This is a genomic window from Streptomyces sp. NPDC038200 (genome assembly GCF_055600785.1).
The window spans coordinates 25,025-45,556 of sequence record NZ_JBVJYH010000026.1 but is presented as its reverse complement, the minus strand read 5'-3'; the positions used below and the strand labels follow the sequence as shown (position 1 = coordinate 45,556).

At 72.2% G+C, this 20,532-nt stretch carries 17 protein-coding genes and 4 pseudogenes; 9 read left to right on the top strand and 12 right to left on the bottom strand.

Going from position 1 to position 20,532, the window contains the following annotated elements:
- Window positions 1-22: 22 nt before the first annotated feature.
- Complete coding sequence (gene htpG, locus ACZ7KF_RS36590) at window positions 23-1,933, bottom strand: molecular chaperone HtpG (protein ID WP_471085245.1); 1,911 nt, start codon at window positions 1,931-1,933, stop codon at window positions 23-25.
- Between the two features lie 233 nt (window positions 1,934-2,166).
- Between htpG and ACZ7KF_RS36585 the strand changes: the two genes are divergently transcribed.
- The 5 genes from ACZ7KF_RS36585 to ACZ7KF_RS36565 all read left to right on the top strand — a co-directional run bounded on the left by ACZ7KF_RS36585 (window position 2,167) and on the right by ACZ7KF_RS36565 (window position 5,973).
- Window positions 2,167-3,066 carry a DUF6424 family protein gene (locus ACZ7KF_RS36585; RefSeq protein WP_471085242.1) on the top strand — a complete coding sequence of 300 codons (900 nt, stop codon included), beginning with the start codon at window positions 2,167-2,169 and terminating at the stop codon, window positions 3,064-3,066.
- A gap of 9 nt (window positions 3,067-3,075) precedes the next feature.
- On the top strand, window positions 3,076-4,200 hold the full coding sequence (locus ACZ7KF_RS36580) for a DUF2235 domain-containing protein (protein ID WP_471085239.1): 1,125 nt from the start codon (window positions 3,076-3,078) through the stop codon (window positions 4,198-4,200).
- 68 nt (window positions 4,201-4,268) lie between these two features.
- Window positions 4,269-4,976 (top strand): hypothetical protein, encoded by a 708-nt coding sequence (locus ACZ7KF_RS36575; RefSeq protein ID WP_471085236.1) that lies wholly within the window; start codon window positions 4,269-4,271, stop codon window positions 4,974-4,976.
- Complete coding sequence (locus ACZ7KF_RS36570) at window positions 4,970-5,182, top strand: hypothetical protein (protein ID WP_471085233.1); 213 nt, start codon at window positions 4,970-4,972, stop codon at window positions 5,180-5,182. Before ACZ7KF_RS36575 ends, ACZ7KF_RS36570 begins: the two co-directional genes overlap by 7 nt.
- A gap of 284 nt (window positions 5,183-5,466) precedes the next feature.
- Window positions 5,467-5,973 (top strand): GNAT family N-acetyltransferase, encoded by a 507-nt coding sequence (locus ACZ7KF_RS36565; RefSeq protein WP_471085230.1) that lies wholly within the window; start codon window positions 5,467-5,469, stop codon window positions 5,971-5,973.
- Window positions 5,974-6,331: 358 nt separating this feature from the next.
- Here the strand turns inward: ACZ7KF_RS36565 and ACZ7KF_RS36560 are convergent, their stop codons facing one another.
- A complete protein-coding gene (locus ACZ7KF_RS36560) occupies window positions 6,332-7,570 on the bottom strand; it encodes an alginate lyase family protein (protein WP_471085227.1) in 1,239 nt (412 codons plus the stop codon).
- Window positions 7,571-7,925: 355 nt separating this feature from the next.
- Between ACZ7KF_RS36560 and ACZ7KF_RS36555 the strand changes: the two genes are divergently transcribed.
- From ACZ7KF_RS36555 to ACZ7KF_RS36545, 3 genes and pseudogenes are all read left to right on the top strand, one after another.
- On the top strand, window positions 7,926-8,381 hold the full coding sequence (locus ACZ7KF_RS36555; protein WP_471085224.1) for a septal ring lytic transglycosylase RlpA family protein: 456 nt from the start codon (window positions 7,926-7,928) through the stop codon (window positions 8,379-8,381).
- Between the two features lie 5 nt (window positions 8,382-8,386).
- Window positions 8,387-8,473 (top strand): annotated as a pseudogene (locus tag ACZ7KF_RS36550) (chitinase); the annotation flags it as partial.
- Window positions 8,474-8,724: 251 nt separating this feature from the next.
- The gene (locus tag ACZ7KF_RS36545) at window positions 8,725-10,653 is read left to right on the top strand and encodes a glycoside hydrolase family 5 protein (protein WP_471085221.1); all 1,929 of its coding nucleotides are present in this window, start codon (window positions 8,725-8,727) and stop codon (window positions 10,651-10,653) included.
- On the opposite strand, the gene ACZ7KF_RS36540 is transcribed toward ACZ7KF_RS36545, so the two are convergent.
- From ACZ7KF_RS36540 to ACZ7KF_RS36500, 9 genes and pseudogenes are all read right to left on the bottom strand, one after another.
- On the bottom strand, window positions 10,592-10,933 hold the full coding sequence (locus tag ACZ7KF_RS36540; RefSeq protein ID WP_471085218.1) for a hypothetical protein: 342 nt from the start codon (window positions 10,931-10,933) through the stop codon (window positions 10,592-10,594). The genes ACZ7KF_RS36545 and ACZ7KF_RS36540 overlap by 62 nt on opposite strands.
- Window positions 10,930-11,235, bottom strand: a pseudogene (locus tag ACZ7KF_RS36535) (gfo/Idh/MocA family oxidoreductase); the annotation flags it as partial. The gene ACZ7KF_RS36540 and the pseudogene ACZ7KF_RS36535, both read right to left, overlap by 4 nt.
- A 133-nt stretch (window positions 11,236-11,368) precedes the next feature.
- On the bottom strand, window positions 11,369-12,517 hold the full coding sequence (locus ACZ7KF_RS36530; protein ID WP_471085215.1) for a MalY/PatB family protein: 1,149 nt from the start codon (window positions 12,515-12,517) through the stop codon (window positions 11,369-11,371).
- 24 nt (window positions 12,518-12,541) lie between these two features.
- Window positions 12,542-12,862, bottom strand: coding sequence for a hypothetical protein (locus ACZ7KF_RS36525; protein ID WP_471085212.1), 321 nt, complete (start codon window positions 12,860-12,862; stop codon window positions 12,542-12,544).
- 1 nt (window position 12,863) lies between these two features.
- Complete coding sequence (locus tag ACZ7KF_RS36520; RefSeq protein ID WP_471085209.1) at window positions 12,864-14,105, bottom strand: MDR family MFS transporter; 1,242 nt, start codon at window positions 14,103-14,105, stop codon at window positions 12,864-12,866.
- Complete coding sequence (locus ACZ7KF_RS36515; RefSeq protein ID WP_471085206.1) at window positions 14,102-15,217, bottom strand: PLP-dependent cysteine synthase family protein; 1,116 nt, start codon at window positions 15,215-15,217, stop codon at window positions 14,102-14,104. Before ACZ7KF_RS36515 ends, ACZ7KF_RS36520 begins: the two co-directional genes overlap by 4 nt.
- 110 nt (window positions 15,218-15,327) lie before the next feature.
- A complete protein-coding gene (locus tag ACZ7KF_RS36510) occupies window positions 15,328-15,759 on the bottom strand; it encodes a hypothetical protein (protein ID WP_471085203.1) in 432 nt (143 codons plus the stop codon).
- A gap of 234 nt (window positions 15,760-15,993) precedes the next feature.
- A pseudogene (locus ACZ7KF_RS36505) lies at window positions 15,994-16,161 on the bottom strand (fumarylacetoacetate hydrolase family protein); the annotation flags it as partial.
- 382 nt (window positions 16,162-16,543) lie between these two features.
- The gene (locus ACZ7KF_RS36500; RefSeq protein ID WP_471085200.1) at window positions 16,544-17,500 is read right to left on the bottom strand and encodes a hypothetical protein; all 957 of its coding nucleotides are present in this window, start codon (window positions 17,498-17,500) and stop codon (window positions 16,544-16,546) included.
- 460 nt (window positions 17,501-17,960) lie between these two features.
- Between ACZ7KF_RS36500 and ACZ7KF_RS36495 the strand changes: the two are divergent.
- Window positions 17,961-18,200 (top strand): annotated as a pseudogene (locus ACZ7KF_RS36495) (hypothetical protein); the annotation flags it as partial.
- A gap of 42 nt (window positions 18,201-18,242) precedes the next feature.
- On the opposite strand, the gene ACZ7KF_RS36490 reads toward ACZ7KF_RS36495, so the two are convergent.
- Window positions 18,243-20,369, bottom strand: coding sequence for a protein kinase domain-containing protein (locus ACZ7KF_RS36490; RefSeq protein WP_471085197.1), 2,127 nt, complete (start codon window positions 20,367-20,369; stop codon window positions 18,243-18,245).
- Window positions 20,370-20,532: the final 163 nt, after the last annotated feature.

The following is a 20,532-nucleotide window of genomic DNA, read 5'->3' as shown; positions in this document are numbered from 1 at the left end:
CGCCGGCGTCAGCCGGATCGCGTCACAGCGCGCGTTCCAGACGGTCCGCCATCAGCTTGACGAACCGGGCCGGTTCCTTGGGCTGGCCGCCCTCGGCGAGCACGGCCAGGCCGTGCAGCAGCTCGGCGGTCTCGGCCAGTTCCGCACGGTCCTCGCGCTCCTTGTACGCCTCGTTGAGGCCCTTCACCAGCTGGTGGCCGGGGTTGAGCTCCAGGATCCGCTTGGCGCGGGGCACCTCCTGGCCCATCGAGCGGTACATGTTCTCCAGGGCCGGGGTCAGGTCGTGTGCGTCGGAGACGACACAGGCCGGGGAGACGGTGAGGCGGGAGGAGAGGCGCACCTCCTTGATGTCCTCGTCCAGCTGCTCCTTCATCCAGCCGAGCAGCCCGGCGTACTCCTCGGTCTGCTTCTCCCGCTCGTCGTCCGAGGTCTCCTCGTCCTTGGCGTCGAGGTCGATCCGGCCCTTGGCCACGGACCGCAGCGTCTTGCCCTCGTACTCGCCGACGGCATCGGCCCACACCTCGTCGACGGCGTCGGTGAGCAGCAGCACCTCGATGCCGCGCTCCCGGAACGCCTCCATGTGCGGGGAGTTCTCGATGCTCTGCCGGGACTCGCCGGTCAGGTAGTAGATGTCCTCCTGACCCTCCTTCATCCGCTCCACGTACTGCTTGAGGGTGGTCGGCTCGGAGTCGTCGTGCGTGCTGGCGAACGACGCGACGGTGAGGATGGCGTCACGGTTCTCCGAGTCGGTGATCAGTCCTTCCTTCAGGACCGTGCCGAACTCCCGCCAGAACGTCGCGTACCGCTCCTGGTCCTTGGCCATCATCTCCTTGACCGTGGACAGGACCTTCTTCGTCAGCCGCCGCCGCATCATCTCGATGTGGCGGTCCTGCTGGAGGATCTCGCGGGACACGTTGAGCGAGAGGTCCGCCGCGTCGACGACGCCCTTGACGAAGCGGAGGTACGGCGGCAGCAGCGCCTCGCAGTCGTCCATGATGAACACGCGCTTGACGTACAGCTGCACGCCGCGCTTGGAGTCCCGCGTGAACAGGTCGTGCGGGGCGTGCGCGGGGAGGAACAGCAGGGCCTGGTACTCGAAGGTGCCCTCCGCCTGGAGCCGGATCGTCTCCAGGGGGTCACGCCAGTCGTGCGCGATGTGCTTGTACAGCTCGTGGTACTCGTCGTCGGACACCTCGTCGCGGGGCCGCGCCCAGAGCGCCTTCATGGAGTTGAGCGTCTCGGGCTCGGGGGCCTCGTCGCTCTCGTCGGTCGACGCGGACGCCTCGGGCACCATCCGGATGGGCCAGGTGATGAAGTCCGAGTACCGCTTGATGATCTCCCTGATCTTCCACGGGGAGGTGTAGTCGTGGAGCTGGTTCTCCGGGTCGGCCGGCTTGAGGTGCAGCACGACCGAGGTGCCCTGCGGGGCGTCGTCGACCCTCTCCAGCGTGTACGTGCCCTCGCCGCGGGACGTCCAGCGGGTGCCCTGGCTCTCGCCGGCGCGCCGGGTCAGCAGGGTGACCTCGTCCGCCACCATGAAGCCGGAGTAGAACCCGACGCCGAACTGGCCGATGAGTCCCTCCTCCCCGGCCGCGTCCTTGGCCTCCCGCAGCTCCTTCAGGAACTGCGCGGTGCCCGAGTTGGCGATCGTGCCGATGAGCTGTCCGACCTCGTCGTACGTCATCCCGATGCCGTTGTCCCGCACCGTGAGCGTGCGGGCGTCGTTGTCGACGTCGATCTCGATGTGCGGGTCGGACACATCTGCGTCGAGCGAGTCGTCCCACAACTTCTCCAGACGCAGCTTGTCCAGCGCGTCGGAAGCGTTGGAGACGAGCTCCCGCAGGAAGACATCCTTGTTCGAGTAGACCGAGTGGATCATCAGCTGCAGCAGCTGACGGGCCTCTACCTGAAACTCAAACGTCTCAGTCGACATGTTCGCGAATACCTCATAGGTCCTATCGCCGGAACTGGTGCCAGCCACTGTAAAACACCACGTCAGGGCGGTGGCCGGAATGCGAGGTCGATGGCTGGATCCGCACCCTTCATCTCCGGTGTCCGCCACGGTCCCGGCTCGCGCGCTCCCGCCCCGAGGCGCACGATGAACACAGGGGGTGACTCGGCACCGTGGGCCGTACCCCGGGCCGCGGGCGGCACGAGGAGGCCATCATGACCCGCGCCGGCACCATGACCAGGTCGCGTATGCCCGACACGCTCAAGCCGGGCGGCACCGAGTCGGAGAACCATCCCTGGAGGATCCGGCTCGTCGAGCATCCGAAGCGCTTCGAGTCCCCGTTCTTCAAGGCCGCGAAGCGCACGGCGCACAAGATCCTCGACCGGATGGACGACGCGGACCTCCCCTACGGGCCCCGGCCCGTCGCGCCGGATCACTGGGAGATGCACCACGGCGGCAGCCTGTGGGTGATGACGGAGAGCGGCTGGCGGATGTACCGGGCCCGGGTGGGCATCGAGTGGAGCATGCAGTTCTGCGCCGAGCCGTCGCGGGTCGACCGGCTGCGCCGGGACGCGGCCGACCTGCTGGCGGGTTTCCCCAGGACACTGCCCGCCCTGGCGGAACTCGGCTACGAGGAGGCCGAGGAGCTGCTGCGCGCGCCGATCGAGGACGCCGACGGTGTGGAGGCATGGACCGACTCCCTCTTCAACGCCTGCGTGCCGATGAGCCGGGGGAACCATCAGGGGATCCTGCCGAAGGTGCCCGGTGAGCACCACTACCCGTGGCCGGTGAAGGGCGCGGACTTCTTCCGGTACGACGACTTCCAGCTGTGGGTGACGCTGCCCGACGGTACGCACGGCGCCGTGACACCGGTGGACCGGCGCGGTTCCGGTGACGGGCACGTGCGACTCGTGCTCGCCCCGGAGGGCAGTGAGGTCGCGGGCACACTGGCCGACGCGCAGGAGCACGGGCTGATGGCGGTCCTGCCGCCCAACAGCTCTGCGGCACTCCAGGCGTTCGCCGGGCAGCTGGAGCCGGGGCGGCGCACCGCGTCCGGGCCGCCGGCGAAGCACCGGGCGCGGGGGAACGGCCGTAGCGGCTCGACTACTCGTTGAGAGGTTCTCATGCCACGCAGGATCGTTCTCTGCCTCGATGGAACCAGCAACCAGGTCGGCGCCTCGTACCCGACCAACGTCGTCCGGCTGTTCGAGATGCTGGAGGCGGACGACCCCACCCGCCAGCTTCTGTACTACGACCCCGGTGTCGGCACCATGGCGTCGGCCGGGGCCCGCAGCCCGCTCGGCCGCAAGCTCTCCCGGCTCTGCGGTCTCGCCTTCGGCACCGGGCTGAGAACCAATCTCGCCGAGGCGTACACGTATCTGATGCAGCACTGGGAGCCCGGAGACCATGTGTACGTCTTCGGCTTCAGCCGTGGTGCCTACACCGCCCGCGCGCTGGTCGGCATGCTCAACAAGCCCGGCCTCATGCGCCCCGGCTCGGAGAACCTGGTCCCCTACGCGGTCGCCAAGTACGCCTTCAACCACGACATCGACAGGAGCGAGCGGGAAGTCGCACGCTTCTCGCACGCGTTCTGCCGGCGGACCGAGCGCGAGCCGCTGTGGGCGGAGGTCAAGCGCAACGCTCCGCGGCAGGTCTCCCACCACGCGCTGCCCGTCGCCTACCTCGGGGTCTGGGACACGGTCAAGGCGGCGGGCATCCTGCGCCTGGGCACCCTGCACTGGCCGTACACGCACCAGCTCCCCAACGCGGCCCGCATCCGGCACGCCGTCTCCCTGGACGAGAAACGGCGCCCGTACCGCGAGTTCCTGGTGACGCGCCGTCCGGAGCCGTTGCGGGAGACGGCGCAGGAGGTCTGGTTCGCCGGCGTGCACTCCGACGTGGGCGGCACCTTCGCGCACGCGCAGGGCGCTCCCCTGCTGTCGGCGATCACGCTCAAGTGGATCACCGACGGCGTCGCCCAGGACCTGGTGTTCCGCGCCGGCGCGTACGCGGAGGCCTGCGCGGTGACCGAGGACTTCGCCGACGCCGCCATCCACCCCAACGGCCCGCTGTGGGTCATGGCCGGCCGACGCTCGCGCCCCCTGCCCGCGGACGCCGTGGTGCACGCGAGTGTGCGGCTGCGCCGGGAGCGGGACCACCACTACCGTCCGGACCTGCCCGATCCCGCGGAGTCCGCCCGCTGGACCGACCCGGACTGGACCAAGCCGACACCCACGCCGGGTGGTTGACGGGCGGGCACGTGCTCCCCGCCGGTCCGCACACTTGCTCCCGCCGGCCCGCCGATAGGCTGCCCGGCATGTCCACAGCAACGCGCAGTTCCGTCGTCGGCGCCGCTGCTCTCGTCGTGGCCTGCCTGGCCGGCGTCACCGGCTGTTCCTCCGGATCGGGGCAGAGCGAACACGAGGGCGCCTCCCCGCTGCTCAAGGGGCTGGGCACCCTGGCCGACGACAACGGCGGGGGCCCGGTGACGTATCTCGACGCCGCCACCGCGCGCCGGCTGGGCAAGGACGACACCAAGCGGTTCGCCGCGATCGGGCGGCCGAGCAACAGCCTGCTGAACGCGTACCGTCCCGGGCCGTGGGCGGGGCACCTCAAGGCGGACCAGATCGACACCGCGGTCGACGCTCAGGGGGCGGGCCACTGGGAGGGCTCGTTCGACGAGGCGGCCATCACCGCGTCCCTGAAGGCGAACGGCTACACCCGCGGCGACGAGGACGGCGGGCGGACGTGGACCCGCCCCCACGGCAAGGGCGTGGCCCTGGAGGTCTCGAAGGACACCCCTCCTACGCCACCCCGGGCACCGCCCCCATGTCGGCCGTCCACCCCGCAGAGGGTTCCTCGCTGGCCGACACCCCGGAGTACCGGCGCGCGGCAGGCTGTCTGGGCGACGTCTACCGGGCCGACTTCAACCCGCTCACCGCCACCGCGCCGGTTCGGCTGTCCGCGCTCGGCCAACGAGCCGATTCCACGGGCCGGAACACCGAGGTGCTGTGCGTCGTGGTGAAGGACGAGGCGACCGCCCGGCACCTGTCGGACAGGCTGCGCTCGGTCGTCCGCGACAGGTCACCGCGGTACGACGGCACGAAGGTGACCGTCGAGAAGGGCGAGCAGCCCCTGGTGCGGGCCGCCGTGCCCGACAGTGCCGCTCAGCGGCCCGGCCGGCTGGTGCTGACCGACCTGGACCTGTGGATGGCCGTCGTCAAGCCGTGAGCGGGACGTGCCGCGAGGACGGGGCCGCCGCGCCGCCGTCCGGGTCGCGGCCGAGGCCCGGTGCGCGGAGAGGGGTCCTGTAGCATCGGGGGCGTACGTGTCGATGAGGAGCAGAGAGAAGAGGGAGGTGGGGTTGATGACCGCGCTCAGGGCCACCGTGCGCAGCGCCCGGGCCTCCCTCACGTCCCGGGCCGTGGCCTGACCTCGTCCTGTCCGACCTCGCCGGGAGCGTGAGCTCGCGAGGGCCCACACGTGCACACTCCTGGAACGGATCTTCATCCATCATGCGCGACTGGATCACGCGCGCCGAGACCGGCGCCGACGTCCCCGCCGTCCACGACATCATTCTCGCCGCGTTCGACACCTCCGCGGAGGCCGACCTGGTCGACGCGCTGCGCGCCGACCCCTCCTGGATCGCGGGCCTGTCGCTCGTCTCCACGGACGAGGAGGGAACACCCGTCGGCCATGCCCTGCTGACGCGCTGCCACATCGGCGACGCCCCGGCCCTGTGCCTGGCTCCCGTCGCCGTGCTGCCCGCGTACCAGCGCACCGGCGCCGGGTCCGCGGCCGTCCGTGCCGCGCTGGCGGCGGCCAAGGACAGGGGCGAGCACCACGTTGTCGTTCTGGGGCATCCGGCGTACTACCCGCGGTTCGGCTTCACCCGGGCCTCCGGCCACGGCATCGGTCTGACCATCGACGTCCCGGAGGAGGCCCTGATGGCCCTGTCCCTCGACGCCGGCCACCCGCTGCCCCGCGGCACCGTCCGCTACGCCCGGCCGTTCGGTATCTGACCCGCCGCCGGGCGGCGGCGCCTTCGGCGCCCCGCCCGGTATCTCCCCGGCACCGACCTCACGTGACCGGCCCGCCGCGCCGCGAGCCGCCGGCCGCTGTGCGTCGTCGCGGGCTCGACGCACCCCATGCCGGGTCCTCCAGCCGACGCGCGCGTTCCCGTAACGACAAGGGCCGTTTCGCCGGTTCCTCGGGCGGCTGGTCCTGGAGGTGCGGCGCACCCCGCCCCAACCGGCGTCGTTGGGGAGCCTGTTCGCGTTCCACGCCCTGCACAACGACGGAGCGGCGCCCAGGAACCGGAACCGACGCACAGCAGTGGTTCCGGTCCGCCGCGGCGCCTCGGGGACCGGAGCCGGCCGGTCAGTCGGGGTTGTCCCCGTGCGTGAGGGTCTCCCACGCGACGAAGAGGTTGTTGCTGCCCGCCGGACGGTTCTGTTCGGTCAGGGACTGGGTGTTGGTCATGGCGATGCCCAGCCGGTTGTGCAGGGCGTTGTAGCCGACCTCGGTGACCGGCCCCAGTCCCCGGTTGACGGTTCCCCCGCACAGCCAGCTCGGGACGGCGGTGCCCAGTTCGTACTTGGCCTGGAAGCCGAGCGCCTGCCGCAGCCGCTCACCGACGTCGGTGCCGTAGAGGTCCTGCCCCTGGATCCGGCTGGTCTCGGCGACGTGCGAGATGGCGGAGATGCCGTATCCGGTGTGGGTGAAGTCGCGGCAGGTCTCCTGGGTGAGCCCGGTGACGAAGGTGGACTGGCCCTGCCAGTAGGAGACGATCTTGTCGCGGGTGTTCAGGTTCTGGCTCGGCACGGTCTTCGGCAGGTCGCCGTCGGACGCGAGGTACACGTAGGCGGCGGTGCGGGTGCGGAACTTGGCCATGGCGGTGTCGTACGACGCCTTGTCGTCGAGGAAGACGGAGATGCCCACGGCCGCCTCCATCATCGACAGTTCCCAGTTGCCGTTGGAGTTCGAGCCGTTGATGATCTCGGGTAGATAGACGTTGCGGAGCATGGTGGCGAACCGGCCGGAGTCGGCCCACGTCCCGGTGTACGTGTACTTGATGATCTCGGCGGCCTTCGGCCAGGAGGAGCCCGCCCAGCCCGTCTGGAGCGGGGCGTTGCTGTTGGTGTGGTCCTTGAGCACGGCGGACCAGGCGTCCATCAGCTCGATCGCCTTCTTGGCGTAGCGCTCGTCGCGGGTGAAGTACCAGGCGAGCGCGTCGGTGTAGGCCGCTATCGCGTCCTCGCGTTCGTCCGTGCAGCCGTAGTTGGGGTTGGAGTACGAACCGCACTCGACGACGGCGCGGGGCTGGGGCGTGCGGCTGAGGGACGCGTACTTGCTCGCCATCATCTGGTCGTACGCGCTCTTCCAGGGCTGGGCACCGGCGAGCACCTTGGTGCGGGCGAAGTCGAGCTGGGCCCGGGAGACGGTGACCCCGGGGTGCGCGAACGTGGTGGGAGCGGCCTCCGCCCGTTGGGCGCCCGGCCAGGAGAGGAGTCCGGTGGCGAGCATGGTGGTCGCCGCCGCGAGGGCGAGAGCGGAACGCGGGGACGTGCGGCGGCGCCGGGCGGGTGTGTCCTTGTCCTGCATCTGGTCCGTCCTCATATGTGAACGCCATGCGGCTTCTTGAACGTTCGATTGCCGAGGACCATAGGTACGGACCAGACCGCCGTCAATAGGCGCGAAGGGGCTCCGCCCCATGGTGACGACCGGGCGCTTCCCCCTCACCGACATCAAGCGTTGAACGCCGACCGAAAAGCACCGCCACCGGGACGCCGGCCCGTGTTCAAGGCCGAGGACGGTCAACTCCGTCCCAGGAGTGCCTTGTTCGGCTCTTGACGGTGCTGGTTCAGACCACTTACGTTCCCGGGTGCCGGGTGGGCCTCCGCGCACGGCAGGTCCGGCCCGGCGAGGTCTTCCCTGTCCTTTCACCGACCGCGAAAGGCTGTGATCTCCGCCCGTGGCCGTTCAACCCCCCACTCCCTCGGCTCTGTTCCGTACCGCGCTCGGTGCCGCCGTCGCCGTGTCGGTCGCCCTGCTCGCCGCGCCCCCCGCCCAGGCCGGGGCCCGGCACGCATCCGCCGTACCGGTGGGCGAGCAGTGCTGGGCCACGCACTACGGGCCCCAGCCGCCCGGCGCCCTGACCGCCAGTGGCGAGGTCTTCGACAACAACGCCGACACGGCGGCGACCTCGCTCAGCCGTCAGCCGCAACTCCCGTTCGGCACGCGGCTCCAGGTGACGAACGTCGCCAACGGCCGTTCCCTGGTGGTCCGCGTCAACGACCGGGGCACGTTCGCGCAGACTCCGCAGGAGCCCAAGTGCCTCGACCTGACCGACGGCGCGTTCAGCCGGCTGGGCGGCAGCCTGAATCCCGACGCCGGGCACATCGTCGTCACGCAGACCGTCCTCGGCTGACCGCCCCCGCGCAGGTACAGAGCCGCGTCGACGCCTACCAGCGGTTCGCCCAGATCCTCGGGGTCCCACCGGGCGGCGACCCGTACTGCTGAGATCCCCCCACCACGCACCCGGCGGGTGAGCCGCGTGAACGTCGGCCCATCCGCCGGGGGCGCTCCGTGCACCGGACGCATCGACGATCCGTCAGGTCTGGAGACGACGGCCGCACAGGCGAAGAAACGCTCTCCGGTCGCCCCGGCTCTTCCCCGTCCCGTGTCCGGTGGTGGAGACTCCGCCCAGCCGGGCGGTGCCGTCGACCGGTCGCCCGCTCCCCCACGCCTCCGAATCCCCAAGGGCTGCCCTCATGCCGAAGTCACCAGCCGTGCTGCGACTCGCCGTCACCACCGCGGTCTTCCTGCTCGCGACCGCGGCGGCCACCGCGACCTCCCCGGCCTTGGCCGCCGCGCCACCACGTTCCGCCCCCACCCGGATCGCCGAGGACGCGAAGGACGAGGCCACCTGGTCCGCGCCACTGTCCACCCAGGGCCGCTACATTGTCGACGCCCACGGCGACCGGTTCCGGCTGAGAGGCGCCAACTGGGACGGCGCGCAGGGCTCGTGGACCGGCAGCGGCAGCGCCGCCGACCCCGCCGCCCACCACGCCGGGCAGGACTCCCACGGCATACCGCTCGGCCTGGACCGCACCCCGCTGGACCGGCTTCTGGCGGACTTCCACCAGTTGGGGGTCAACACCGTTCGGCTGCCGTTCTCCAACGAGATGATCCACAGCACGACGCCCGTACCCGACAGCGCCGTGACGGCCAACCCGCGACTGCGCGGCAGAACTCCGCTGGAGATCTACGACACCGTGGTGGACGCGCTCAGCCAGAGCGGTTTCGCCGTCATCCTCAACAACCACACCAACACGTCCCGGTGGTGCTGCGGCATCGACGGCAACGAGCGGTGGAACAGCGGACAGTCCACCGCCCGATGGGCGGACGACTGGGTGTTCATGGCGCGCCGCTACGCCTCCGTCCCCCGTGTCGTCGGCGCCGACCTGTACAACGAGGTCCGGCGCGATGTGCTGGACGACCCCAACTGGGGCCTGGGAGACGACCACGACTGGTACGGCGCGGCCCAGCTCGCCGCCGACCGCATCCTCACCGAGGCGAACCCGCGCCTCCTCGTCGTGATCGAGGGGATCAACTGGACCGGTGTGCCCGTGGACGGGCTCCCGCACGGCCGGCCGGTCCTCACCCCGGCCCGCACGCTGTCGCACACCCTCGTGGACTCCCGCAAACTGGTCTACTCCGCCCACTTCTACGGCTACACCGGTCCGCACCACAGCGGCGCCACGGGCATCGGCGAGACCCACGACGCCCGCTACCAGGACCTGTCCCGGACCGAGCTGGCCGCCGCCCTCGACGACGAGGCGTTCTTCGTGGAGGAGACGGGCAGGCACTACACCGCGCCCGTCTGGGTGAGCGAGTTCGGCATCGGCGCGAACGAGACGAACCCGGCGGCCCGCACCTGGTTCGGCAATGTCACCGACTACCTCGCCGACCATGACGCCGACTTCGCCTTCTGGCCGCTGGTCGGCTTCGAGGGCCACGACGACTGGGCCCTGCTGCGCTACGACGGCGCGGGACACCGCTCCGGCATCCTCGATGGCGACGACTGGCGGGCCACCGCCTGGCAGCACCTCGTGGCGGCGCCGGGCCGGACCGGCCCCGTGGCGTCCGTTCCCGTGTGGCGCATGCTCAGCACCGACCACGGCGACGCGGTGGAGTCGCTGCGGACACGCGCCGCGGGAGACTGGGACGCGGGAGCGTACAAGGCGGTCTGCCCCGACGGTTCCCGGCTGGCCGGGCTCAGCCACACCGGCGGGCGCGGCCTGTGCACCGACGCCGGCGCGGGGGATCTGCGTGCCGCCGACGCTCGCCGGACGGTCGTCACCGACGAACGCCATGTCCCGGCCGGCGGCGACTGGGCGTCCGGCTACACCAAGTTGCAGTGCCCCACCGGGGAGTTCCTCATCGGCTACAGCCTGCGCGGCGAACGCGTGTCGGCGGCACTGTGCGTCCCCGCCCGGGGCACGCTGTCGGGCACCGGGCGCACCGTGTGGTTCGACCGCTCCGACAACCGTCCCGGCGGCGCGTCCGGCGGGGACTTCGCGAACGGCGCCTACAAGGGGCAGTGCGCGACGAACGAGTACGCGGCCGGGATCGCCTTCACCACCCGCGTGGGCAGCCGCCCGGGCCCGGCGGCCCTGCTGTGCCGCACGCTGCCCTGACGGCCGCCGACACGCGTTCGCCGCGCGGGCTGTGGCCAAAGGGAACGTTCTTGATGATCGGCCCGGTGAGAACGCGGCCGACCTGGTCCGCGAACCGCATGAGCGGGTCCTCCTGCAGCGCCTTCAACGAGAGCGTGACCTGTCCGGAGCGTGTCTCGGTGATGATCACCTCAGCGGTGATCCGCTGGCCTGCTTCGACTGCCTCGCGGAGGATCTCGGTGCCGTTCGGCGCCTCGACCGCGAGGTGCTCGCCGTGGACATGGCCGACCCGGATGCTCATGCGCGCTCCTTCGGGGCCCAGTCGGGGTGGTTGCCGTGCATGGCCGTGGAGTAGGGGTCGCCGGGGCCGATCTCGCCCGCGTTCACCGGCTGCCCGGTGAACGCCGCCTTGTACAGGGCGGCGGCGAACTCCAGGGCGGCCCGGGCGTCCTGGCCGCTGCCCGGGGACCGTACGCCCCGGTGGTAGGCGTCCAGGAGGGCGCCGAGCTGCGCGGTGTGCGAGCTGGGCACGTCCTGCGCGGGGGTGCGCCAGGCGGTGGCGCGCCCGGGTTCGAGGTGCGGGGCCGGGGTGTAGACCCAGTCGTAAGCGCTTGCCGCCCTCCGCGGACGACCCTAGGGAGCGGGTAATTGTCAGGACAACCCCTGTGCGGGGAAACCGGCCGGTGCGAAACCCCCTGGCCAGGGGGGCGACGCGCGGGAAGCGGGGACGGGACGCTCAGTCCAGGGAGTCTCGGATCCGGCCCAGGATGTCCCGCAGAATCTCCTGGGACGTCCCGAAGTTGAGCCGGACGAAACCCTCGCCTCCCGGCCCGAACGCGCGGCCGTCGTTCAGCAGGACCCGGGCCTTGTCGAGGAAGAAGGTGTACGGGTCGGTGTCCAGCGCCAGATCACGGCAGTCCAGCCAGGCGAGGAAGGTGGCCTGCGGGATCCGGTAGCGCACGCCGGACGGGAGTTCCTCACGCACCAGGGCGGCGTTGTCGGCCAGCACCGGCCGCAACCGCGACAGCCAGTCGTCCCCTTCCCGCCAGGCGGCCAGGGTGGCCGCGACGCCGAAGGTGTTCGGCTCGCCGTACAGGTGGCCGGGCCACGCCAGCGCCTCGCGCACCTCGGCCGCGCCGACGTGGGCGACGGCGCAGCGCACCCCGGGCACGTTGAACGCCTTCGTGGCCGAGGTCATGGTCACGGTGCGCGCGGCCACCTCGGCCGACAGCGAGGCGAACGGGATGTGCCGGTGGGGTGCGTGGACGAGGTCGGAGTGGATCTCGTCGGCGACGACCAGCAGGTCGTGGCGGAGGGCGAGCCCCGCCAGCGTCTCCAGCTCCTCGCGCCGCAGCACCCGGCCGGTGGGATTGTGCGGGTTGACGAGCAGCAGCACCCGGGAGGCCCGCTTCCCCAGCTCCCGGTCCAGCCGGTCGGCGTCGAACGTCCAGCTGCTGTCTCCGTCCGGCGTGTACGGCAGGGAGTCCAGGCGCCGGCCCATGCTCGCGATCGTCTCCAGGAACGGCGGGTAGGTGGGCGTGTGCACCACGACTCCGTCGCCGGGCCGGGTGGCGACGTTCAGCACGGCCTGGAGACCCTGGTTGATGTCGGTGAACTCCCGCACGCGGGCGGGGTCGAGCACCCAGCCGTGGCGGTCGCGCATGCGCTCGGCGAAGGCGGTCCGCAGCGGGTTGTCCGCGTGCCGGCCGTCCCAGGAGGGATAGCCGAGGTCGTCCTCCACGCACCGCAGCAGGGCCTCACGCACACAGGGGGCCGGCGGGAAGTCCATCTCCGCGATCCACGCCGGAAGGACGTCCGGTGCGGCTCGGTGCCATTTGGCTCCGGGGCGGCGGTGCAGCGCGCGGACGTCGAGGTCGTCGAACATGAAGTGCCTTTCTGCCGTCGTCCGTCATTCCGGGTGGGCGGTCGGGACGGTCCGGAGGTGTGCACGGGCGACGGTCTCCGCCGCCGGTGCGGTGCCGAGGGCGATGACCTGGCCGATGCGGTCCGCCCAGCTGCGCTGTCGGGTGAGGTCGCGGCGGCGGACAGGGTCCAGGCCGGTGAACGGGGCCGGCGCGCCGGTGTCGAGGGCCGTGTCGAGGCAGCTGAAGCCGCGCAGTCGCTGATCCGTCGGGAAGGCGGTGACCTGGGCCTTCATCGCCGTCGTCGCCGTCGCCAGGAACCGGCCGGCCGGCGCGGCGAGCGTGCGCCCGCCCCTGTGCGGCGGCAAGTCATCCTGGCACGGCAACCGGGCGCTCCCGCAGGTGTCCGGCCCGGTGCAGGCGCGCGACGAGACCGGCGCAGCCGAGTCCGGTCGCGGCCAGCACCGCCCACGGCAGCCACGGCACGCCCGTGTCGAACAGCGCCCCGACGGCCAGGTTGCCCAGCGAGATCGCGACGCCGGAGGCGGTGTTGTAGGCGCCGTAGTACGTCGCGACGAGCCGGTCGCCGGAGAGCCGTACGACGGTGTCCATCTCGAAGGGATAGAGCAGCGCCCCGCCCCAGGCCAGCAGGACCGCGCACACCGTCAGGGCCCCCACCCCGGCCGGGGCGCCGTACGCCGGGGGCAGCAGGGGCAGGAAGGCCGCGCCCATGACCGCCAGCCCGCACGAGACGGCCTGCGGCCCGGACAGGGTGCGCTGGGCCCACGCGGTCAGCTTCAGCTGTCCCGCCAGGGCAGCCAGCGCCGAGGCCGCGAAGATCACCGCCGTGACCGGCCCGGTCTGCCGGCCGAAGAGTGCGCGGGCGTGCAGCGGGAGGGCGAGATAGACCTGGAACGCCAGGACGTAGGAGCCGCTCATGGCGGCCGCGAAGAGGACGAAGGGGCGGTTGGCGGCGACGGTGCGCCAGTCGGCGGCGACCGCCTTCCAGGCGGGTTCGGTGCCACGGCCGGCCGGGGGCCGCGCGGGCAGGGCGCGGGACTGGAGCACGGCCAGGGCGCCGAAGATGAGCGCCGCGAGCGCGCACACCGCGCTGAAGTCCCAGGCCAGCAGGGCGAGTCCGGCGAGCGGTCCGACCAGGATGCCAGCCTGGTAGAAGACGTTGAAGGCGGCGAACGCCGCCACGCGCCGCTCCTCCCCCGCGTCCGCCGCGAGATACGCCCGTACGGCCGGGTTGAAGAGCGCACCCGCCAGACCGGTCAGCGCCGAGGCCGCCACCAGGGCGGGGAGCGAACTCGCCACCGCCAGCAGCCCGAAGGCGACCGACCGCAGCGCGCATCCGGTCAGGATCATCGGCTTGCAGCCGTAGCGGTCGGCGAGGGTGCCGCCGACGAGGAACATGCCCTGCTGGGAGAAGTTGCGCACGCCCAGCACGAGCCCGACGGCCCAGGCGGCGAGGCCGAGGCCGTGGGCCAGATGGTCGGCCAGGTAGGGCATGAGCATGTAGAAGCCCAGGTTGATGGCGAACTGGTTCACCATCAGCAGCCGGGCCGGCCGGTCGAAGGACGCCACCTGGGCCCGCAGCCGCCTCACCGGGCACCCGCCTGGGCCAGATGGCGGGCGAGCGGATCGCGGACCCGGGCGCACCGGGTCCACCGCGTCACCACGCGTGCGTCCGGCTCGGCGATGTCGTCGGGCTCCGTCGGCGGGGCCTGCCCGAGGAGCGCGTGTTCGCGGCACCAGGCGTCGTCGTAGACGGTCTGCAGATAGCGATGCGGACCGTCGGGGAAGACGGCCGCGACCCTGGTCCCGGCGGGGTACGTCCGCGCCGCCCACCCGGCCACCAGCGCCACCGCCCCGACGCTCCAGCCACCGGAGGCGTAGTGCCGGCGGGCGAGCCGGCGGCAGGCCCAGACCGCCTCGGCCGGAGCCACCCAGTGGACCTCGCGGAAGGCCGCGTAGTCGACGTTGTCCGGATGGATGCTGGACCCCAGGCCGCGCATCAGCCGCGGGCCCGCCGGCTGGCCGAAGATCGCCGAGCGGACCGAGTCCACGCCGATGAGCGCCAGCCGCGGGAAGTCCTCGCGCAGCACGGCGGAGACACCGGCGGAGTGGCCGCCGGTGCCGACCGCCGCCACCAGCACGTCGATCCGGCCGAGCTGGGCGATCAGCTCGGTGGCCAGGGGCCGGTACGCGGCGACGTTGTCGGGGTTGCGGTACTGGTCGGGGCAGTACGCGCCCGGGGTGCGGGCCAGCAGTTCGGCGACCCGCTCGCGGCGCGCCTCCTGCCAGCCGCCCCCGGGGTGCGGCGCGGTGACCTGGACGACCCGCGCCCCCAGCGCGGTGAGCAGGCGTGCCATGGGCGGTTCCATGCCCGGGTCGGTCACGACGGTGACCGGATGGCCATGGGTCAGCCCGGCCAGGGCGAGGCCGAGACCGAGGGTGCCGCTGGAGGACTCGATGATCGGCGCACCCGGCGCGAGATCGCCCCGCCGGCGGGCCTCGCGCACCATGTGCAGGGCGGGCCGGTCCTTGAGGCCGCCCGGATTGGCGCCTTCCAGCTTGGCGTAGAAGCCGCGGCCGGGCGGGGCGAAGGGTTCGTCCACCCACAGGACCGGGGTGTTTCCGACGAGATGGGCGGGGCGTCGCGCGGTCAGCGGCCGGGGCGTGCGCGCCCCGTACGGTTCGGGCAGGGAGACAGGCATGGGTGTACGACTCCTTCGCGCCCGGCGGTGCGACGGGCGCCGTGCGAGTGGGCGGGGCGCGCGGGGCACACCGCGGACCACGGACCGGGCCGGGGCGTGCGGGCACGCTCCTACTGCCGCAGAACGCAGGTCACCGCGCGTGAGGAGCCGTTCTCACAGGCGCGGACGACACCGCCCGGCAGGCGCCGAGGGGTGTGCGCGAAGCGCCCGCCGGACACGGTGGGCAGGAGCGGCTGGTGCGCCTCGTCACCGAGCCCGGTGTCGTCCAGGGCGGCACGCGGCCGGTCCGCCGTGTGGTCGAGGTGGCCGTCCGCGGCGTGCCGGTGACCGGGCTGCGGCCGGCCCGGACGCGTGTGACCGGTTCCGGTGGCGACGTGCGGGACGTCCCGAGCCACCACGGGGCTCGGGTCCGGCCCGGCGTAGGCGCAGGCGTGCACCGCGCCGGTGAGATGGGCGGCGATCACGAGGACCAGCCCCAGCAGCAGGGCGGCGCGACGGGAACGCCCCGCGCGCCGGCCTCCGCTGCACCATGCCCCGATCACATGCGTAGCGTAATGACGTTGTGACGCTGTGTCATAGGGCCGACGGTGCGGGTCACCCGCCCGGGTGACTCCGCGTCACCCGGTGGTCCGCACCACCCGGGCGACCTCGCGCACCCGACTCCCCGGCCGTCACGGCGGGTAAGAAAGACCGACCTCACCCTCAGCGTCAACTCGCTGTCCGCGCCGGGGGCGAGACGGCCCTGGGGGCTCACCTCGTACCCGTCGACCTCGGCACGCCGCGGCGAACGCCGTACCGACCTTGCCCAGCCCTTCGACGTGGGCGCTGAACTCGTCACCCGGTGCGGCGTCCGCCATCGGGCCGAGCGCACCGGTCAGGACGATGTCACCGGCCCGCAGCGGGTGGGCCCGCAGCGACGCTCCGCTCGACGGGGAGCCGACGCACCGCTTAGGCGGCCTCGACGTCCCCCTCGGGCAGGAGAGAGCGCACCGGGGGGGCGGGGCACGCCGCTACGGGCGGCTTCGGCCAGGACGGCCGCCACCTTGGTCCCGGCGCCGGCGGAGTCGCGCTGCATGCGGGTTACCTCCCGAGAGGGGGACGAGAGGCACCTGGGTCCGGGCCGGCGAGTGCGGTCACGGCGGCGCGCCCCGGGTTCGGACGTCCTGTCCCAGGGTGGGCAGAACTCGTTCCCCCACGCGGAACAACACGCAGGGAAGCCCGGCCGAAAAGGCGGGCGGCCGTCGGAACCGTCACCGGTCGCCTCCGGCCGCCCGCACACCCCGGGTGCGCACCCCTCGCATACGGCGGTCGAGCCGAGCGCACCGCTCAGAGGCCGACAGCCGTTCTGCTCTGCGCCTGCTCGAACTCCGTGAGCGGGTCGCCGCCCGTCTGCCAGGGCCAGGCGGTCACGAGCCCGCCCACCGCCTCGAACACGGCGCGGGCATCGGCACGACGGTCGCCGGCCATGAGCGCGTAGGCGAGGAGATTCAAGTCGGCGATCGCCTTGGCGTGCCGGAGGAAACCGGGCTGCACCCAGGTGTGCGCCACGCGGTCGAGTGCCTGGGCGGCCATCCCCTGGGACCAGTGGGTCCGTGCCACCAGTGCCTCGTAACCGCCCCGGCCGAGGATGGCCTGGTACTGGAAGACCTGAGCGGTGAGTTCCGTCGCCGCGCAGGGGGCGTTGGCAGGCATCCGGGCGCCCAGCGCGTCCACGAACTCCAGGACCTGGAGCCGGGAACCCCCTTCTTCCGGCGAGAGATAGGCCAACATGTTCATGTACGCCTCGCGGTTCCACCGGTCACGCGCGAGCACCTCGTTCCACACCCCGAACATCTGGGGCTGCTGCCAGCGCTCCCAGCGTGCCACTCGGAGCAGGGCCACCCAGGGGGTGGGGTCGTCCGGCGCGAGGTCGGCGGCACGCAGACAGCTCTCCACGGCGCCGGCCGTCTCGCCCCGCCGGTCCTCGGCGCGGGCCAGCGCCACCTGGGCCCAGGCGTGCAGCACGAGCGCGGTCGCGTTGCGGGGCTCGCGTGCGGCCCACGCTCCGGGCAGCTGCGACGCGGCGAGGAAGTCCGCCAGGACGCTGATGCGGTGGGTTCGGCGGTCCCAGTCGTCCAGGTCCTGGTCCAGGAGCCGGGACATCTGCGCTATGCACAGGTCGGTGGTGGCGATGGTGCCGGTCCTGGCGGTGGCCCGCAGGGACTTCAGCAGCCTGCCCAGCTCCTGGTCGTCGAGTTCAGGAGCGAGACTGGCCCGTTTGCGGCGGCGTGTAAGAAATCCCATGGTCGGAGGCTAAAACGGATCACACCACCCACAAGGGCTGAGCCGAGATCGTTATCGAGAGTCATCGTACGGATACACACCTCGATGGAGACGAGCCGCCGACCGTACCCGTTCGTGACCGGCCTCCCGGAAACCGCGGCGACTGCCCCGCGGTGATCGAGGGCACCGGGGCGGCCGACGAACCGACCGAGGTCCCGCCCGCTGTCTTGCACGCGTGTGGCACGGACAGCTGATGACAGACCTGGACACGTCGCCGCACGAACACGTCGCCCTGGCCGGCGAGGACGGCAGCGATGAGACGTCGCCGGCGGCGGGGCGCCTCCTCGCCGACGCAGATCGACACCACCCGCCTGGACGTCGTCGCCTTGTTCCACGACGGGACGTTGCCGGCTGGTTCGGCGCCTGGAGCGGCAGCACCCGCACCGTCACCGGCGCGTACGTGAGAGCGGCCGACTAATGGGACAAGCTGCCCGTGCTCGTCGCGTGCAACGTCTATAACCACGATTACTGCGGCGGGTACTCCGGGGACGGCGCCACCCTGGCCCAGCGACTTCACGGCGCCGGCCTCAAGCAGGCCCGCGGCTTCTCGCTGAACGTCTCCGACTACTGCACGACCGCCGAGAACACCGCCTTCGCCAACGCCATCAACGCCGCGCTCAGCGCCCGCTACGGCTACACCAGGCAGGTCGTCGCGTCCACGCCACCGCCTCCGGGCGCTGCGGCGGGATCCGGGAGCGGGCGGCTACGACGGGCCGGCGTCGAGGACGGCTCTGAGGGCGTACACGTCGTGGTCCTGGCCGCCGACGTACACGACCCCGTCGGCCACCTCCGGCGACGACTGGACACCGCCGCCGGCGGGGTGGGCCCACTTCTTCTTCCCGGTGGCCGCGTCCAAGGCATACACGTGGCGGTCGGAGCAGCCGACGTACACGACTCCGCCGGCCACCGCCGGTGTGCCTTCGACCTTGCCGCCGGCGTGGAACGCCCATCGCGTGTCCCCGGTCACCGTGTCCAGGGCGTACACCCGCTTGTCGCTGCAGCCGGCGTACACGACGCCGGCGACCACCGTCGGCGCCGATCTGACCCAGTCGTCGGTGTCGAAGGACCAGCTCTTGTCCCCGGTGGCCGCTTCCAGGGCGTACACCCGCTTGCTGCTGCCGATGTAGACGACCCCGTCGGCCACCGCGGCCGCCGTGAAACCCCAGTCGTCCACGGTGCTGTCCCACTCCACCGCCCTGTCAAAGCCCCAGTCGTTCGCGCCGCGCGCCCATTTCTCCTCTCCGGTGGCGGCATCGAGGGCGGAGAAGGTCTTGTAGCCGGCGATGTACACCACCCCGTCGGCCACGGCCGGCAACTCCAGGCCGGAATCGCGGGCGACGGCCCATCTCTTCTTTCCCGTGTCCGCGTCCAGGGCGGTCACCTCATGGCTGCCTCCGATGTACACGTGCGCGCCGGCCACCGTCGGCGCCGCCGCGGCCTTGTCGCCGGTGGGATAGTGCCATTTCTTCTTCCCCGTGGCGGCGTCCAGGGCGTACACGTTGCCGTCGGCGCTGCCCACCCACACCGTCCCGCCGGCCACCGCCGGCGCCTTCTCGATCGTGCCGCCGGTGTGGTAGCGCCACTTCTTCTTCCCCGTGGTGGAGTCGAGCGCGTACACGCTCCCGTCGGCACTGCCGACGTACACCACCCCGGCGGCCGCCTTCGGCGCGGACGTGACCGCGGCTCCGGTCGTGTAGCGCCACCGGAGTCGCGGGTCGGGGGTGGCTGCCTGCCGGCGTCGGGCCTCGTGGGTGTCGCGGTCGTACAGAGTGAAGGCGGCGGTGGCGATGCCGGCGCTGGCGGCGGCGCCGATACCGAGCCGCAGTGCCGTGCGGCGGCTCACGCGCCCGGTCGGCTCCCGTGTCCCTGCGGTCTCCACGGGCATGGGCGCCGACGCGGCGGTCTCGCCGAGGCCGGGGCCGGAACCGCGGTGCGGGGCGGTGACGGTTCTCGCCTCCGCGCCGGACCGCAGGTGTCCACCGATAGGCCGAGCGGGCGGGGCGGGCTGGCCGGGCGGAACGGCGGAGAGTTCCCGGAGGCGATCGCGGACCTCGGCGGCCGATGCGGGGCGGTCGTCGGGGTCCTTGGCGAGGAGCGCCATGACCAGGTCGTCCAGGGCGGTGGGGACACCCGGGCGGGTCCGGCCCGGCGGTTGCGGGGGCCTGTTCAGGTGGGCGGCCATCAACGCGACCGGCTCGGCGGCCTGGAACGGGGGGTTCCCGGTGAGGAGTTCGTGGAGCACGCAGCCCAGGGAGTACAGGTCGGAACGGGCGTCCCCCGAGTGGTCGCCGAAACGCTCGGGCGGCATGTAGGCGAGCGTACCGATGACTTTGCTCGACTTGTGTGTGGACGCCATGTACCGGGCGATACCGAAATCGAGGATCTTGATCCGGTCGTCCCGGGTGAGCATGAGGTTCGCCGGCTTCAGGTCCCGGTGCACCACCCCGGCCGTATGCGCGGCGTGCAGCGCCGCCGCGGCCTGTCCCGCCCAGCCGACGGCGACGGCCACCTCCGGCACGCCCTCTTCGCGGAGCACCGTGTCCAGGTCCCGGCCGGTGACGAACTCCATCACCAGGTACAGGGCACCGTCGTCGGGATCCTGACCCAGGTCGAAGATCGTGACCACGCCCGCGTGGCTCAGGGCGCCCGCGGTGCGCGCCTCTCGGAAGAACAACTCCGCCCCGGTGTCGTCCCGCCGGTCGTGCGGCAGCAGCTTGACCGCGACGCGACGCTCGATGAGCCGGTCCCGGCCCTCCCAGACCTCTCCCATACCGCCCCGGCCGACGAACGCGACCAACTCGTACCGGCCGCCCAGCACCCGCGAAGCCATCCACATCCCCCGTCCGGACGCCTGCGAGATCACCTGCGTCACGCCAGACCCGCCCCCGCAGGACCACACCGACGATCCCACACCCACCACCTGCCCGCCGACGGCACGACGGAATCGGCCGTCGGCTCCCAGGAGGCGGGTGGGTGAAGGCCCGGGGGTCGCG

What these genes read in the sequence shown, in the direction of transcription:
- ACZ7KF_RS36540 (WP_471085218.1), bottom strand. Translation starts at nt 10,933, where the DNA reads ATGAGCATCCGGGTCGGCCATGTCCACGGCGAGCACCTCGCGGTCGAG.
- ACZ7KF_RS36585 (WP_471085242.1), top strand. Translation starts at nt 2,167, where the DNA reads ATGACCCGCGCCGGCACCATGACCAGGTCGCGTATGCCCGACACGCTC.
- ACZ7KF_RS36500 (WP_471085200.1), bottom strand. Translation starts at nt 17,500, where the DNA reads ATGGGATTTCTTACACGCCGCCGCAAACGGGCCAGTCTCGCTCCTGAA.
- ACZ7KF_RS36515 (WP_471085206.1), bottom strand. Translation starts at nt 15,217, where the DNA reads ATGCCTGTCTCCCTGCCCGAACCGTACGGGGCGCGCACGCCCCGGCCG.
- ACZ7KF_RS36530 (WP_471085215.1), bottom strand. Translation starts at nt 12,517, where the DNA reads ATGTTCGACGACCTCGACGTCCGCGCGCTGCACCGCCGCCCCGGAGCC.
- ACZ7KF_RS36490 (WP_471085197.1), bottom strand. Translation starts at nt 20,369, where the DNA reads ATGGCTTCGCGGGTGCTGGGCGGCCGGTACGAGTTGGTCGCGTTCGTC.
- htpG (WP_471085245.1), bottom strand. Translation starts at nt 1,933, where the DNA reads ATGTCGACTGAGACGTTTGAGTTTCAGGTAGAGGCCCGTCAGCTGCTG.
- ACZ7KF_RS36565 (WP_471085230.1), top strand. Translation starts at nt 5,467, where the DNA reads ATGCGCGACTGGATCACGCGCGCCGAGACCGGCGCCGACGTCCCCGCC.
- ACZ7KF_RS36575 (WP_471085236.1), top strand. Translation starts at nt 4,269, where the DNA reads ATGTCCACAGCAACGCGCAGTTCCGTCGTCGGCGCCGCTGCTCTCGTC.
- ACZ7KF_RS36545 (WP_471085221.1), top strand. Translation starts at nt 8,725, where the DNA reads ATGCCGAAGTCACCAGCCGTGCTGCGACTCGCCGTCACCACCGCGGTC.
- ACZ7KF_RS36580 (WP_471085239.1), top strand. Translation starts at nt 3,076, where the DNA reads ATGCCACGCAGGATCGTTCTCTGCCTCGATGGAACCAGCAACCAGGTC.
- ACZ7KF_RS36560 (WP_471085227.1), bottom strand. Translation starts at nt 7,570, where the DNA reads ATGAGGACGGACCAGATGCAGGACAAGGACACACCCGCCCGGCGCCGC.